The organism is Pseudomonas sp. NPDC089406, assembly GCF_044900265.1.
In the GTDB taxonomy this organism is placed as follows: Bacteria; Pseudomonadota; Gammaproteobacteria; order Pseudomonadales; family Pseudomonadaceae; genus Aquipseudomonas; species Aquipseudomonas fakonensis.
This window is the reverse complement of record NZ_JBJDNC010000006.1, coordinates 38,304-53,423: the sequence shown is the minus strand read 5'-3', so window position 1 is coordinate 53,423 and position 15,120 is coordinate 38,304. Positions and strand designations below refer to the sequence as shown.

The following is a 15,120-nucleotide window of genomic DNA, read 5'->3' as shown; positions in this document are numbered from 1 at the left end:
TTCTATGACCTCACAGCAGTACCCGACCCGGTTGCCTTGCGGCAACCGGGTTCTTGATTTGTCCCGTACCCATGTCATGGGCATTCTCAATATCACCCCCGACTCGTTCTCCGATGGCGGTCGCTTCAGTCAGCGTGACGAAGCCCTGCGCCACGCCGAAGCGATGGTGGCGGCCGGTGCCACGCTGATCGATATTGGCGGCGAGTCCACTCGCCCCGGTGCGCGTGCGGTGTCGCCCACCGAGGAGCTGGAACGCGTCGCGCCAATGGTCGAGGCGATCAACAGCCGCCTGGACGTGGTCATCTCGGTCGATACCTCAACGCCAGCAGTCATGCGCGAGTCGGCCCGCTTGGGCGCCGGCCTGATCAACGACGTGCGCGCCCTGGAGCGTGACGGTGCGCTGGACGCGGCAGCCGATACCGGCCTGCCGGTGTGCCTGATGCACATGCGCGGCGAGCCGGGTAACATGCAGGACAACCCGCACTACGACGACGTAACCGCCGATGTCGGGCGCTACCTGGAGCAGCGCATGGCGGCCTGTGCGGCTGCGGGCATTGCTGCCGAGCGCATCATCCTCGACCCAGGCTTCGGTTTCGCCAAGACTCTGGCGCACAACCTGAGCCTGTTCAAGCACATGGAAGCGCTCTACCGCTTGGGCCGGCCATTGCTGGTGGGGGTATCGCGCAAGAGCATGATCGGCCTCACCCTGAACCGCCCGGTCGACGAGCGGTTGTACGGCAGCCTGGCCTTGGCCGCATTGGCCATGACCAAGGGTGCGAGCATCCTGCGCGTGCACGATGTGGCCGAGACCGTCGACGTGGTACGCATGATCGCCGCTGTACAGAGCGCCGAATAAGAACACTGGAGTCCCTATGAGCAGAAAATACTTTGGTACCGATGGTATCCGTGGCCGCGTTGGCCAGTTTCCCATCACCCCGGACTTCATGCTGAAACTCGGCTGGGCCGCAGGCATGGCCTTCCGCAAGCATGGCAACTGCCGCGTACTGGTGGGCAAGGACACGCGGATCTCGGGCTACATGTTCGAGTCCGCGCTCGAGGCTGGCTTGTCCGCCGCCGGCGCCGACGTGCTGCTGCTGGGCCCGATGCCCACGCCCGCCATCGCCTACCTGACCCGCACCTTCCACGCCGAAGCCGGCATCGTCATCAGTGCCTCGCACAACCCGCACGACGACAACGGCATCAAGTTCTTCTCCGGCAACGGCACCAAGCTGCCGGACGAAGTCGAGCTGATGATCGAGGAATTGCTCGACCAGCCGATGACTGTGGTCGAGTCAGGCAAGTTGGGCAAAGTGTCGCGCATCAACGATGCTGCGGGCCGTTACATCGAGTTCTGCAAGAGCAGCGTGCCTACCAGCACCAGCTTCGCCGGGCTGAAGATCGTGGTCGACTGCGCCCACGGCGCCACCTACAAGGTCGCCCCCAGCGTGTTCCGCGAGCTGGGCGCCGAGGTTACCGTGCTGCATGCAGCACCCGATGGCCTGAATATCAACGAAAACTGCGGCTCGACCCATATCGAATCGCTGCAGGCTGCCGTGCTGGTGGGCCATGCCGACCTGGGCATTGCCTTCGACGGTGATGGCGACCGCGTGTTGATGGTCGACCACACCGGCGCCATCGTCGACGGTGACGAGCTGCTGTACATCATCGGCCGCGACCTGCACGACCGTGGCAAGTTGCAGGGCGGCGTGGTTGGTACCCTGATGAGCAACCTGGGCCTGGAGCTTGCGTTCAAGGAGCTGGACATCCCGTTCGTGCGGGCCAAGGTCGGCGACCGCTACGTGATGGCCGAGCTGCTCGAGCGCGACTGGCTGCTGGGTGGCGAGAACTCCGGGCACGTGGTGTGCTGCAACCACACCACCACCGGTGATGCGATCATCGCCGCGCTGCAGGTGCTGATGGCGCTCAAGCGCCGCGGCGAAAACCTCGCCCAGGCCCGCCAGAACGTGCGCAAGTGCCCGCAGGTGCTGATCAACGTGCGCTTCGAGGCCGGCAAGGACGACCCGCTGCAAAACCCGTTGGTCCAGGAGGCCAGTAGCAAGGCCACCGAGGCCATGGCCGGCCGTGGTCGCGTGCTGCTGCGCAAGTCCGGTACCGAGCCGCTGGTGCGGGTGATGGTCGAGGGTGATGACGAAGGCCAGGTGCGCGGCCATGCCGAAACCCTGGCCAGGCTGGTCGCAGAAGTTTGTGCCTGAAAGAGGCTTGCCAGCGCAGATCGGGTTGGGTAAGATCTGCGCCCACTTTGACCGACGAGGTAAAGCATGCGTCGCCCCATGGTAGCTGGTAACTGGAAGATGCACGGTACCCGCGCCAGCGTCGCTGAGCTGACCCAGGGTTTGAGCGAGATGCTCGTTCCCGACGGTATCGAAGTTGCGGTGTTTCCACCGGCCCTGTTCATCAACGAAGTCGTCGATGGGCTGAAAGGCAAGGGGATCATCGTAGGTGCACAGAATTCTGCAATACAGCCTGAACAAGGCGCGCTGACCGGCGAAGTTGCACCGAGTCAGTTGGCTGAAGTGGGTTGCAAGTTGGTCTTGATTGGCCATTCCGAACGTCGCCAGCTTATCGGCGAAAGTGACGAAGTGCTGAATCAGAAGTTTGCAGCCGCTCAGAAAAGTGGTTTGACGCCGGTGCTCTGTGTAGGGGAAACTCTCGAAGAGCGCGAGGCAGGCAAGACGCTGGAAGTTGTAGGGCGTCAACTAAGCAGTGTTATCGACACCTTCGGTATCAAGGCTTTTGCCAATGCGGTCATTGCCTATGAGCCTGTTTGGGCCATTGGTACTGGTTTGACGGCCTCGCCCCAGCAAGCCCAGGATGTGCACGCCGCCATCCGCAAGCAGCTGGCAGCGAAGGACGCTGAAGTTGCCGGTAACGTGCAGCTTCTCTACGGCGGCAGCGTGAAGGCGGCCAATGCGGCCGAACTGTTCGGCATGCCGGATATCGATGGGGGGCTCATTGGTGGAGCGTCCCTGAACGCAGACGAATTCGGTGCAATTTGTCGCGCCGCAGGAAACTGAACAAATGCTGGAAACAGTTATCGTTGTTTTTCATCTGTTGGCAGCGCTGTCGCTGGTAGTGCTGGTTCTGCTGCAACAGGGTAAAGGTGCCGAAGCAGGTGCATCTTTCGGCGCAGGTGCTTCTAATACTGTGTTCGGGAGCCAAGGCTCTGCAACGTTCCTAAGTAAATTGACTGCTATACTCGCTGCCACTTTCTTTTTGACAGCACTTGGGTTAGGATACTTCGCGAAGCAACAAGCTCACCAGCTTGGCCAAGCCGGTCTTCCAGATCCCGCGGTGCTTGAAGTTAAAGAGCAGCAAAAACCGGCAGTTAATGATGACGTACCGGTGCTCCAACAGCAGAAGAGCGAAACCACCCCTAACTCTGGTGATGTACCTCCTCCGGCTCAAGAGCAGAAGTAACGGGTTTCAAAAGTAGTATTGCCGAGGTGGTGGAATTGGTAGACACGCAACCTTGAGGTGGTTGTGCCCATAGGGTGTAGGGGTTCGAGTCCCCTTCTCGGTACCAATTGAAGCATGAGAGCCCGCTTTGAGCGGGCTTTCTTGCAGGTGGAGGTCGGATTGACCCTGTACAGGGTTCGGTCTTATACTTTCGCCCCAGCTTTGTCGCGGGGTGGAGCAGCTTGGTAGCTCGTCGGGCTCATAACCCGAAGGTCGTTGGTTCAAATCCAGCCCCCGCAACCAGTTTTAGCAAAGCCCCTTTTAAGGGGCTTTTTGCTAGCCGACAGTTTTGGCGTCGTTGTCCAACGGCGCTTTCAGGGATGGGCGTTTCGCCCATTTTTTATTTGCACAGCATGCACGAGGGGGTTCAGGTGTCGAGCAAGCTAGAACAGTTGCAGGCCTTGTTGGCCCCGGTTGTCGAGGGTCTGGGCTATCAGTGCTGGGGGATCGAATACGTCTCTCAGGGCAAGCATTCGGTACTGCGCGTCTATATCGACAAGGAAGGCGGCATTCTGGTGGAGGACTGCGAAGCGGTCAGCCGTCAGGCCAGCGCCATCCTCGACGTGGAAGATCCGATCAGCAGTGAATATACCCTCGAGGTGTCCTCTCCAGGCATGGATCGCCCGCTGTTCACTCTGGAACAGTTTGCCTCGCATGCCGGCGAACAAGTGAAGATCAAGCTGCGCACGCCTTTTGAAGGGCGTCGTAACTTCCAGGGCCTTCTCCGCGGTGTGGAGGAGCAGGATGTGGTGGTCCAGGTGGACAGTCATGAGTTCCTGCTGCCGATCGACTCGATCGACAAGGCCAATATTATTCCCAGTTTTGACTGAGACGTGCCGGGCCCGGCGGATATTCCGGGCCCAATGGCTTGCGCAAGGCGAGGCGTACGATGAGCAAAGAAGTACTGCTGGTTGTTGAATCGGTATCCAACGAGAAAGGTGTACCGCCCGGCGTCATTTTCGAAGCGCTGGAAGTGGCCCTGGCCACTGCGACCAAAAAACGTTTTGAGGACGAAGTCGACCTGCGTGTGGAAATCAACCGCCACACCGGTAGCTACGAGACCTTCCGCCGCTGGACCGTGGTCGATGAAAACGACCTGGATGACCCGGCGATCGAGACCTGGCTGGAAAAAATCCAGGACACGCACCCGGACGCCAAGGTCGGTGACGTGATCGAAGAGAAGATCGAGTCGATCGAATTCGGCCGCATCGCCGCGCAGACCGCCAAGCAGGTCATCGTGCAGAAGGTCCGCGAGGCCGAGCGCGCCCAGGTGGTCGATGCCTACCGCGAGCGCGTGGGCGAGATCATCTCCGGTACCGTGAAAAAGGTCACCCGCGACAACGTCATCGTCGACCTGGGCAACAACGCCGAAGCGTTGCTGGCCCGCGAAGACATCATTCCCCGTGAGACCTTCCGTGTCGGCGTGCGCCTGCGTGCGCTGCTCAAGGAAATCCGCACCGAGAACCGCGGCCCGCAGCTGATCCTGTCGCGCACCGCGCCACAGATGCTGATCGAGCTGTTCCGCATCGAAGTGCCGGAAATCGCCGAAGGCCTCATCGAAGTCATGGCCGCCTCCCGTGATCCGGGTTCGCGTGCCAAGATCGCCGTCCGCTCGAAGGACAAGCGCATCGACCCGCAAGGTGCCTGTATCGGCATGCGTGGTTCGCGCGTCCAGGCCGTATCCGGCGAGTTGGGTGGTGAGCGTGTGGATATCGTCCTGTGGGACGAGAACCCGGCGCAGTTCGTCATCAACGCCATGTCGCCGGCAGAGGTTGCCGCGATCATCGTTGACGAGGACGCCCATGCGATGGATATCGCCGTTGCCGAGGACAACCTGGCCCAGGCTATCGGCCGTGGCGGCCAGAACGTCCGTCTGGCCAGCCAGCTGACCGCCTGGACCCTGAACGTGATGACCGAGAAGGACATCCAGGCCAAGCAACAGGCTGAAACCGGCGACATCCTGCGCAATTTCATCGATGAACTGGAAGTCGACGAGGAGCTGGCACAAGTGCTGGTCGACGAAGGCTTCACCAGCCTCGAAGAAATTGCCTACGTACCGTTGGAAGAAATGCTCAACATCGATGGCTTTGACGAGGATATCGTCAATGAGCTCCGCGCTCGAGCCAAGGACCGTTTGTTGACCAAGGCCATCGCTACCGAAGAAAAACTGGCAGACGCCCATCCGGCTGAAGACCTGCTCTCCCTCGAGGGCATGGACAAAGACCTGGCGGCCGAACTGGCGGTGCGCGGCGTGGTTAACCGCGAAGACCTGGCCGAGCAGTCGATCGACGATCTGCTCGACATCGACGGCATCGACGAAGAGCGTGCCGGCAAGTTGATCATGGCCGCCCGAGCCCACTGGTTCGAGTAATTAGGCGCGGCCTGAGGAGAGAAGTGCATGACGCAAGTCACGGTGAAAGAACTGGCCCAAGAGGTCGAGGCACCGGTAGAGCGCCTGCTGCAGCAGATGCGTGAGGCAGGTCTGCCGCACACCGACGCCGGTCAGGTAGTGACCGACAATGAGAAGCAGACCCTGCTGACTCATTTGAAGAGCAGCCACAAGAGCAAGGCGGAAGAGCCGCGCAAGATTACCTTGCAGCGCAAAACCACCAGCACGCTGCGTGTCGCCGGTAGCAAGAGCATCAGCGTAGAAGTACGCAAGAAGAAAGTATTCGTGCAGCGCAGCCCGGAAGAGATCCAGGCTGAGCAGAAACGCGAGCAGGAAGAGCGCCGCGCCGCTGAAAACGCCGCGCGCGAGAAGGTCGAGGCCGAAGTGCGTCAGCGCAACGAGGAGCAGGCACGCCGTCAGGCCGCCGAGGCCCCGGCCGCTGCGCCCGCGCCGAAGGCCGAGCCGGCTCCGGTTGCTGCCCCGGTAGTGGCCAACGCGCCGGTGTCCGAAGACGCCGCCGCCCGTGCTGCCGAGCGCAAAAAAGACGAGACCCGCCGCAACGAAAGCCGTTCCCGTGACGACGACCGTCGCGGTGGTGGCCCGGCTGCCGCCGGCCGTGGCGATGCGCCGCGCATGTCGGTCAAGGTCAAGGTCAAGGAGAAGGAAAAGGCTCCGACTCCACGCGCAGCCCCCCGTACCACCGACGAAGAAAGCGATGGCTTCCGTCGTCGCGGCGGCAAGGGCAAAGGCAAGAAGCGCAACCAGCACGGCTTCCAGAACCCGACCGGTCCCGTCATCCGTGACGTCACCATCGGCGAAACCATCACGGTTTCCGAGCTGGCCAACCAGATGTCCGTCAAGGGCGCTGAAGTGGTCAAGTTCATGTTCAAGCTGGGTACCCCGGTCACCATCAACCAGGTGCTCGACCAGGAAACCGCTCAGCTGGTCGCCGAAGAGCTGGGCCACAAGGTCACCCTGGTCAGCGACACCGCCCTGGAAGACTCCCTGGCCGAATCGCTGAAGTTCGAAGGCCAGACCGAGTCGCGTGCTCCGGTCGTGACCGTCATGGGCCACGTTGACCACGGTAAGACCTCGCTGCTCGACTACATCCGTCGCGCCAAGGTTGCTGCTGGCGAAGCCGGCGGTATCACCCAGCACATCGGTGCCTACCACGTCGAAACCGACCGTGGCATGGTCACCTTCCTCGATACCCCGGGCCACGCTGCGTTTACCCAGATGCGTGCCCGTGGTGCCAAGGCCACCGACATCGTTATCCTGGTGGTGGCGGCGGACGACGGCGTGATGCCGCAGACCCGCGAAGCCGTACAGCACGCGAAAGCTGCTGGCGTGCCGCTGGTCGTTGCAGTGAACAAGATCGACAAGCCAGGTGCAGACCTGGACCGCATCCGCAACGAGCTGTCCGTCGAAGGCGTGACCTCCGAGGACTGGGGTGGTGACACTCCGTTCGTCAAGGTTTCGGCGAAGATGGGTACCGGCGTCGACGAGCTGCTCGAAGCCGTTCTGCTGCAGGCCGAGATCCTCGAACTCAAGGCCACCCCGACCGCACCTGGTCGTGGTGTCGTGGTCGAATCGCGCCTGGACAAGGGCCGCGGCCCGGTGGCTACCATCCTGGTTCAGGACGGTACCCTGCGTCAGGGCGACATGGTCCTGGTCGGCTCCAACTATGGCCGCGTGCGCGCCATGCTCGACGAGAACGGCAAGCCGGTGAAAGAAGCCGGCCCGTCGATCCCGGTCGAAATCCTTGGCCTGGACGGTACTCCCGACGCTGGCGAAGAGATGTCGGTGGTTGCCGACGAGAAGAAAGCCCGTGAAGTTGCCCTGTTCCGTCAAGGCAAGTTCCGTGAGGTCAAGCTGGCCCGCGCTCACGCCGGCAAGCTGGAAAACATCTTCGAGACCATGGGTCAGGAAGAGAAGAAGACCCTCAACATCGTCCTCAAGACCGATGTGCGTGGTTCGCTCGAGGCGCTGCAGGGTTCGCTCGGCGGCCTGGGCAACGACGAAGTTCAGGTTCGCGTGATCGGTGGCGGCGTCGGTGGTATCACCGAGAGCGACGCCAACCTGGCACTGGCCTCGAACGCGGTGCTGTTCGGCTTCAACGTGCGTGCCGATGCCGGTGCGCGCAAGATCGTCGAGCAGGAAGGTCTGGATATGCGTTACTACAACGTGATCTATGACATCATCGAAGACGTCAAGAAGGCCCTGACCGGCATGCTCGGCAGCGATGTTCGCGAGAACATCCTGGGCGTGGCCGAAGTGCGCGACGTGTTCCGTTCGCCGAAGTTCGGCGCCATCGCCGGCTGTATGGTCATCGAAGGTACTGTGTACCGCAACCGTCCGATCCGCGTACTGCGCGACGACGTGGTGATCTTCGAAGGCGAGCTGGAATCGCTGCGTCGCTTCAAGGACGATGCTGCCGAAGTGCGTAACGGCATGGAGTGCGGTATTGGCGTCAAGAGCTACAACGACGTCAAGGTCGGCGACAAGATCGAAGTCTTCGAGAAAGTCCAGGTGGCTCGTACCCTGTAAGGGTGAGCCCGTTGCCAACCCCCGTTGCAGGGCGGTTGGCAGCGTCTCTGCAGGCAGCGCCCGGTCAGGCCAGAAGCTTGACCGGGCGTTTGCCGCTTTAAGTTACAGGTAGCCAGAATGGCCAAAGAATATAGCCGTACCCAACGCATTGGCGATCAGATGCAGCGTGAGCTGGCCGAGCTGATCCGCCGCGAAGTCAAGGACCCACGTGTGGGCCTTGTGACCATCACCGCCGTCGACGTCAGCCGCGACCTGGGCCACGCCAAGGTGTTCATCACCGTCATGGGCGAAGAAACCCCGGACGCCGTGCAGCAGTCGCTCAAGGCCCTGAACAGTGCCGCGAGCTTCCTGCGCCTGCACCTGGGCCGCTCGATGCAACTGCGCAGCGTGCCGCAACTGCACTTCCACTTCGACGAAAGCGTCAGCCGCGGTGTCCACCTGTCGGCACTGATCGAGCGCGCGGTCGCCGAAGACCGTCTGCACAAGGATGCCGACAAGCCGGACGCCGAGGAGTAAGCGGTGGCCCAGGTCAAACGTATCCGCCGCAACGTCAGCGGCATCATCCTGCTCGACAAGCCGCTGGGGTTCACCTCCAACGCCGCGCTGCAAAAAGTTCGCTGGTTGCTCAACGCGGAAAAGGCCGGCCACACCGGCAGCCTCGACCCGTTGGCCAGTGGCGTGCTGCCGCTGTGCTTCGGTGAAGCCACCAAGTTCTCGCAGTACCTGCTCGATTCCGACAAGGGCTACGAGACAGTGATGCAGATGGGCCAGACCACCACCACCGGGGATGCTGAAGGCGAAGTCCTGAAAACCCGTGAGGTGACCGTTGGTCGCGCCGATATCGAGGCGGTGATCCCGCGTTTTCGCGGGCAGATCCAGCAGATACCGCCGATGTACTCGGCCCTCAAGCGCGATGGCCAGCCGCTGTATAAACTGGCGCGTGCAGGGGAAGTAGTGGAGCGCGAGGCGCGTTCTGTTACTATTGGCCGGCTTGAACTGCTCGAGTGCGAAGGCACCCGTGCACGCCTGTCGGTTGGCTGCAGCAAAGGCACCTATATTCGTACGCTGGTCGAGGATATGGGCGAGGCGTTGGGCTGTGGTGCCTACGTCGCCGAATTGCGCCGTACCCAGGCAGGCCCCTTCGAACTGGCGCAGACCGTCACGCTCGAAGAGCTCGAAGCGGCCCACGCCGAAGGTGGCAACGAAGCGCTCGATCGCTTCCTGATGCCGTCCGACAGCGGGCTGCAGGACTGGCCGCTGGTGCTGTTGTCCGAGCACAGTTCGTTTTACTGGCTGCATGGCCAGGCAGTACGCGCCCCGGATGCCCCACAGTTCGGCATGGTCCGGGTGCAGGATCACAATGGTCGCTTCATCGGTATCGGTGAAGTGAGCGAAGACGGGCGCATTGCGCCGCGTCGGCTGATTCGGTCGGAATGACCGAACCCACAGGGCGAGGTCAACGCTTTGCCCTGCGGACTTGAGGATGGCTGTCAGTAGGCACGGTCATTACTCTTTTTATTAATACAGGGATCCAGTCCCTGGCCTATTGGACCCCGCTTGCGGGTTCCGTTTATCAGGAGAAGCCAAATGGCCCTCAGCGTCGAAGAAAAAGCCCAAATCGTTGCAGACTATCAGCAAGCCCAAGGCGACACCGGTAGCCCGGAAGTTCAGGTTGCCCTGCTGACCTTCAACATCAACAAGCTGCAAGGCCACTTCAAGGCCAACGAAAAAGACCACCACTCGCGTCGTGGCCTGATTCGCATGGTTAACCAGCGTCGTAAGCTGCTGGACTACCTGAAGGGCAAAGACACCACTCGTTACAGCGCCCTGATCGGTCGCCTGGGCCTGCGTCGCTAATAGCGGCCTGGTCAGTGGTGTGCATGGCGTGTCGCAAGCTTCGGCTATGCTGCTTCGCAGCATTGTCGTCGGGCACGCCACGCGTATCTCCGAGGTTGGCAGCCTGGCAATGTTGAGCGGATTGTTCCGCTTGGCGCCAGGCTCCCAGCCTCGTGTTGTATCTGGACGGTCAATGGGGCCGATTCCCCGTTCTGCCCAAGAATTCGCAAGAACCAGTTCCCCCAAGAGCCACTGAAAAGGTAGGAAACCGTGAACCCGGTAATCAAGAAATTCCAGTTCGGTCAATCGACCGTTACTCTCGAAACGGGCCGCATTGCCCGTCAGGCAACCGGCGCCGTGCTGGTTACCGTCGACAACGACGTCACCGTGCTGGTGACCGTGGTCGGTGCCAAGCAAGCCGACCCGGGCAAGGGCTTCTTCCCGCTGTCCGTGCACTACCAGGAAAAAACCTACGCCGCCGGCAAGATCCCAGGTGGTTTCTTCAAGCGTGAAGGCCGTCCTTCCGAGAAAGAGACCCTGACCTCACGCCTGATCGACCGCCCGATCCGCCCGCTGTTCCCGGAAGGCTTCATGAACGAAGTGCAGGTTGTCTGCACCGTGGTTTCGACCAGCAAGAAGACCGACCCGGACATCGCCGCGATGATCGGTACCTCGGCTGCCCTGGCGATCTCCGGCATTCCGTTCGAAGGCCCGATCGGCGCTGCCCGCGTTGCCTTCCACGAAAGCACCGGTTACCTGCTGAACCCGACCTACGAGCAGCTGCAGGCTTCGAGCCTGGACATGGTCGTGGCCGGTACCGAGTCTGCTGTACTGATGGTTGAGTCGGAAGCCCAAGAGCTGACCGAAGACCAGATGCTGGGCGCCGTACTGTTCGCCCACGACGAATTCCAGGCCGTGATCAAGGCGGTCAAAGAGCTGGCTGCCGAAGCTGCCAAGCCGACCTGGGACTGGAAACCAGCCGTTGCCAACACCGAGCTGTTCAACGCCATCCGCGCTGAGTTCGGCGAAGCCGTTTCCCAGGGCTACACCATCACCGTCAAGGCTGACCGCTATGCGCGCCTGGGCGAGCTGCGTGACCAGGCCATCGCCAAGTTCTCCGGCGAAGAAGGCCAGCCATCGGCCGGCGAAGTCAAAGAGATCTTCGGCGAAATCGAATACCGCACCGTTCGCGAAAACATCGTCAACGGCAAGCCACGTATCGACGGCCGCGACACCAAGACCGTGCGCCCGCTGAACATCGAAGTCGGTGTGCTGCCCAAGACCCACGGCTCGGCCCTGTTCACCCGCGGTGAAACCCAGGCCCTGGTGGTTGCCACCCTCGGTACCGCCCGTGATGCCCAGCTGCTGGACACCCTCGAAGGCGAGAAGAAAGACCCCTTCATGCTGCACTACAACTTCCCGCCGTTCTCGGTGGGCGAGTGTGGCCGCATGGGCGGTGCTGGCCGTCGCGAAATCGGCCACGGCCGTCTGGCCCGCCGTTCGGTCCAGGCCATGCTGCCGGCCGCTGACGTGTTCCCCTACACCATCCGTGTCGTGTCGGAAATCACCGAATCCAACGGTTCCAGCTCCATGGCTTCGGTCTGCGGTGCTTCGCTGGCCCTGATGGACGCCGGTGTACCGATGAAGGCGCCGGTTGCCGGTATCGCCATGGGCCTGGTCAAGGAAGGCGAGAAGTTCGCCATCCTCACCGACATCCTCGGTGACGAAGACCACCTGGGCGACATGGACTTCAAGGTTGCCGGTACCGCCAAAGGCGTTACCGCACTGCAGATGGACATCAAGATCAACGGCATCACCGAAGAGATCATGGAAATCGCCCTGGGCCAGGCCCTGGAAGCGCGCCTGAACATCCTCGGCCAGATGAACCAGATCATCGGCGAGTCGCGTACCGAGCTGTCGGCCAACGCCCCGACCATGATCGCGATGAAGATCGACACCGACAAGATCCGTGACGTCATCGGTAAAGGCGGCGCCACCATCCGCGCCATCTGCGAAGAGACCAAGGCTTCGATCGACATCGAAGACGATGGCTCGATCAAGATCTTCGGCGAAACCAAGGAAGCGGCAGAGGCTGCCAAGCAGCGCATCCTGGGTATCACCGCAGAGGCCGAGATTGGCAAGATCTACGTCGGCAAGGTCGAGCGCATCGTCGACTTCGGCGCCTTCGTCAACATCCTGCCGGGCAAGGACGGCCTGGTGCACATCTCCATGCTGAGCGATGCTCGCGTCGAGAAAGTCACCGACATCCTCAAAGAAGGCCAGGAAGTTGAAGTACTGGTACTGGACGTGGACAACCGCGGCCGTATCAAGCTGTCGATCAAGGACGTTGCCGCTGCCAAGGCATCGGGCGTCTGATTCGGCCTTCGGGCTGAATGCAAGGACCCCTCGGGGGTAGTGCTGTAACCGGGGCCGCTTTGCGGCCCATCGCTGGCAAGCCGGCTCCTACAGAAGATCGCGTTCCCTGTAGGAGCCGGCTTGCCGGCGATGGGCTGCAAGGCAGCCCCGGCGGCACTATCACCGAGGGGTTTTTTTATGCCTGCGTTTTTTGCAGGGCTGGCTTAAGGCTGTGAGCGCAGAATGTCGGCCAGCTCATCCCGGCTGAGGGTATTCGCGCGAAGGGCGGCCAACACATCTTCCTTCCTCGGCACAGGCTTGCCGGCGTTCTGCGTGTCGATATCCGACAACCACAGCGGGTTGATCAGCCTGCCTGCGTACTGCGCCTGCATCGGGACGTCTTCATGGGCGATGACGCCCTTGTGGTACAGGTACAGGATGTAGCGCTGATGCCCTTCGGCAAAGGCCTTGTCGGGGTACAGGCTGGTGCCGGGCGGGAGCACGTAGTTGTTGCCGTCATCCACGGGGGCTTCGATGCGCAAAGGCACGCGGGTTGAGATCGGCGAGGTGGTCGGGCCCCAGGAGAGGTTGCCGAGCAACACTGCATTGCCCAAAAGCGAGGCGGCCAGCCAGATGCGACGGCTGCTACCTGCAAGAATTCTGCTTCTCATCAGCTACCTCTGCACTCCTTGCGCGATCAATCGACCCGTTGCTGGGCCGCTGGGCAATCTTATACCCGGCTGCGCCGAACAGCTGCCAGGCGCACTTGCATCTTGCACGTAGCAAACCGGCCCGGATTGCAAATTGCACGACCGGTTATCTCTTGGATTATTCCTAACTCATTGTTTTAAAAGGGAACAAGCGAAACGCAAAAGCTGGCACGTGGCGTGCAATCTATCTATTACCTGCCGCCAAAAACCACGGCGCAGACCTTTCGAACAACAGGAGTGACCCACATGAAGAAGTTCGCCATTGCTGCCGCTACTGCTACCGCTCTGACCCTGACCATGGCTAACGCGGCATTCGCCCAGCAGTCCACCCAGGCCCCGATGCAGCTGGCGGCCGGTGAGGTGACCAAAGCCAAGGAAGCCACTTCCGACACCTGGATCACCACCAAGGTGAAGGCTGACCTGATGACCGAGAAAGGCGTGCCAGGCAGCGACATCAAGGTTGAAACCAACAAAGGCGTGGTTTCGCTGTCCTCGGATGTTGCCATCACCGATGCGCAGAAAGAGATGGCCGTGGCCATCGCCAAGAAGATCAAGGGCGTACAGGCCGTCTCGGCTGATGGCCTGAAAGCCGATTAAGGAATGTCCCGTCGGCCAAAAGGAATTGGCCAACCTATCCCGCAAAAACCCCGGCATCTGCCGGGGTTCTTGTTTGTTGTCGAGCCCGATCTTGCTGGCTTGCAGGGCCCTGTAGGAGCGGCTTTAGCCGCGAACACCGGCATAGCCGGTGCCAGCCACCGCGTCGCCTGCTTCGCGGGTAAACCCGCTCCCACAGGGATTGCACTAGCTTCAGGCCAGTGCCGTACCTGTAGGAGCCGGCTTGCCGGCGATGAGGCCGGCACAGGCTGCGCAGCCGCAGGATGCTCAATTGACCGGGTTGCGCGCCACCACCTCACTCTCGTAATACACCTGCTCGACGATCAGCGGCGCCACCAGCGGCCGGCTGTCGCGAAAATGCGCGGTCAGGGTGTGGGCCTCGTAGGCCGCGTCATCCTGGTAGATCTCGTACAGGTAGATCACGTCAGGGTCTTCGCGGTCCTGGGACACATCGAACACCAGGCAACCCGGCTCGGTGGCCACTGAAGCTGCGGCGTTGGCCTGGATGGCGGTGAGGAAGGCGTCGGCGCTGCCGGGCTTTACCCGGGTCTTGATAAACAGGCTGTACACAGATCACTCCTTTTGTTTTAAATTCTATTGTGAATTGTATACAAAAACAGGAGTGCTACCCATGTCCGATCTACCCAGCCGCCCGGGCCGCCTGAATGGCCTGCGCCATATCGCCCTGCTGGTACCCAACCTGGAGGAGTGCGAGCGCTTCTACGTCGATGTGCTGGGCATGCAGGTGTTGAACCGCGCCAACGAAGACCTGGTGTACCTCACCTGCGGCAACGACAACCTGTCGCTGGGGCGCGGGGCGATGGCGGCCAATGGCTTCCAGACCCTGGACCATTACGGTTTCATCGTCGACAGCGTGGAGGAGCTGGAGGCCTGGTACCAGTACTTCAAGGCCTGCGGTGTGACCCTGCTGGACCGCCCGTTCAACCATGGTGACGGGGCGCGCAGTTTCCATTTGCTGGACCCGGCGGGCAACAAGGTGCAGCCGCTGTATCACCCGTCGGTGTCGGGGCAGCGCCTGGCTTGAAACCAGCGGCTATCCTGTGGGAGCAACTGTCTTGTGCTGCCTGAACCGGCCTCATCGCCGGCAAGCCGGCTCCTACAGGTACGGCACTGGCTTTAAGCTTATGCAATCCCTGTGGGAGCGGCCTTAGCCGCGAAGCGAGCGACGCG

At 61.5% G+C, this 15,120-nt stretch carries 15 protein-coding genes and 2 tRNA genes; 15 read left to right on the top strand and 2 right to left on the bottom strand.

What is annotated here, in order from left to right; genetic code table 11:
- Positions 1-4 precede the first annotated feature (4 nt).
- The 13 genes from folP (at position 5) to pnp (ending at position 12,625) form a co-directional block, all read left to right on the top strand.
- Positions 5-856, top strand: a complete 852-nt coding sequence (gene folP, locus ACI2KK_RS06070) for a dihydropteroate synthase (protein WP_404668254.1) — start codon at positions 5-7, stop codon at positions 854-856.
- A gap of 16 nt (positions 857-872) precedes the next feature.
- Positions 873-2,213 carry a phosphoglucosamine mutase gene (glmM, locus tag ACI2KK_RS06065; protein WP_404668253.1) on the top strand — a complete coding sequence of 447 codons (1,341 nt, stop codon included), beginning with the start codon at positions 873-875 and terminating at the stop codon, positions 2,211-2,213.
- Between the two features lie 66 nt (positions 2,214-2,279).
- Complete coding sequence (gene tpiA / locus ACI2KK_RS06060; RefSeq protein WP_404668252.1) at positions 2,280-3,035, top strand: triose-phosphate isomerase; 756 nt, start codon at positions 2,280-2,282, stop codon at positions 3,033-3,035.
- Between the two features lie 4 nt (positions 3,036-3,039).
- Positions 3,040-3,438 carry a preprotein translocase subunit SecG gene (secG, locus tag ACI2KK_RS06055; RefSeq protein ID WP_404668251.1) on the top strand — a complete coding sequence of 133 codons (399 nt, stop codon included), beginning with the start codon at positions 3,040-3,042 and terminating at the stop codon, positions 3,436-3,438.
- A gap of 20 nt (positions 3,439-3,458) precedes the next feature.
- Positions 3,459-3,544: transfer RNA gene (locus tag ACI2KK_RS06050), tRNA-Leu, on the top strand.
- A gap of 99 nt (positions 3,545-3,643) precedes the next feature.
- Positions 3,644-3,720, top strand: a tRNA-Met gene (locus ACI2KK_RS06045).
- 128 nt (positions 3,721-3,848) lie between these two features.
- Positions 3,849-4,307, top strand: a complete 459-nt coding sequence (gene rimP / locus ACI2KK_RS06040) for a ribosome maturation factor RimP (protein ID WP_217843515.1) — start codon at positions 3,849-3,851, stop codon at positions 4,305-4,307.
- 59 nt (positions 4,308-4,366) lie between these two features.
- Positions 4,367-5,848, top strand: coding sequence for a transcription termination factor NusA (gene nusA, locus ACI2KK_RS06035; protein ID WP_217841723.1), 1,482 nt, complete (start codon positions 4,367-4,369; stop codon positions 5,846-5,848).
- A 27-nt stretch (positions 5,849-5,875) separates the two neighbouring features.
- Positions 5,876-8,413 (top strand): translation initiation factor IF-2, encoded by a 2,538-nt coding sequence (infB, locus tag ACI2KK_RS06030; RefSeq protein ID WP_404668250.1) that lies wholly within the window; start codon positions 5,876-5,878, stop codon positions 8,411-8,413.
- Between the two features lie 117 nt (positions 8,414-8,530).
- Complete coding sequence (gene rbfA / locus ACI2KK_RS06025) at positions 8,531-8,929, top strand: 30S ribosome-binding factor RbfA (protein WP_025340699.1); 399 nt, start codon at positions 8,531-8,533, stop codon at positions 8,927-8,929.
- Positions 8,930-8,932: 3 nt separating this feature from the next.
- The gene (truB, locus tag ACI2KK_RS06020) at positions 8,933-9,850 is read left to right on the top strand and encodes a tRNA pseudouridine(55) synthase TruB (RefSeq protein ID WP_217887681.1); all 918 of its coding nucleotides are present in this window, start codon (positions 8,933-8,935) and stop codon (positions 9,848-9,850) included.
- Between the two features lie 150 nt (positions 9,851-10,000).
- Positions 10,001-10,270: a 30S ribosomal protein S15 gene (rpsO, locus tag ACI2KK_RS06015; RefSeq protein WP_110735089.1), complete on the top strand. Its 270-nt coding sequence runs from the start codon at positions 10,001-10,003 to the stop codon at positions 10,268-10,270.
- 249 nt (positions 10,271-10,519) lie between these two features.
- Positions 10,520-12,625, top strand: coding sequence for a polyribonucleotide nucleotidyltransferase (gene pnp, locus ACI2KK_RS06010; protein WP_404668249.1), 2,106 nt, complete (start codon positions 10,520-10,522; stop codon positions 12,623-12,625).
- Between the two features lie 203 nt (positions 12,626-12,828).
- On the opposite strand, the gene ACI2KK_RS06005 is transcribed toward pnp, so the two are convergent.
- Positions 12,829-13,275 (bottom strand): hypothetical protein, encoded by a 447-nt coding sequence (locus ACI2KK_RS06005; protein ID WP_404668248.1) that lies wholly within the window; start codon positions 13,273-13,275, stop codon positions 12,829-12,831.
- Positions 13,276-13,560: 285 nt separating this feature from the next.
- On the opposite strand from ACI2KK_RS06005, the gene ACI2KK_RS06000 reads away from it, so the two are divergent.
- On the top strand, positions 13,561-13,911 hold the full coding sequence (locus tag ACI2KK_RS06000; RefSeq protein WP_217887683.1) for a BON domain-containing protein: 351 nt from the start codon (positions 13,561-13,563) through the stop codon (positions 13,909-13,911).
- Between the two features lie 285 nt (positions 13,912-14,196).
- Here the strand turns inward: ACI2KK_RS06000 and ACI2KK_RS05995 are convergent, their stop codons facing one another.
- Positions 14,197-14,499 carry a putative quinol monooxygenase gene (locus tag ACI2KK_RS05995; protein ID WP_404668247.1) on the bottom strand — a complete coding sequence of 101 codons (303 nt, stop codon included), beginning with the start codon at positions 14,497-14,499 and terminating at the stop codon, positions 14,197-14,199.
- Between the two features lie 61 nt (positions 14,500-14,560).
- On the opposite strand from ACI2KK_RS05995, the gene ACI2KK_RS05990 reads away from it, so the two are divergent.
- Positions 14,561-14,974 carry a VOC family protein gene (locus tag ACI2KK_RS05990; RefSeq protein WP_404668246.1) on the top strand — a complete coding sequence of 138 codons (414 nt, stop codon included), beginning with the start codon at positions 14,561-14,563 and terminating at the stop codon, positions 14,972-14,974.
- The last annotated feature ends 146 nt before the right edge of the window (positions 14,975-15,120 follow it).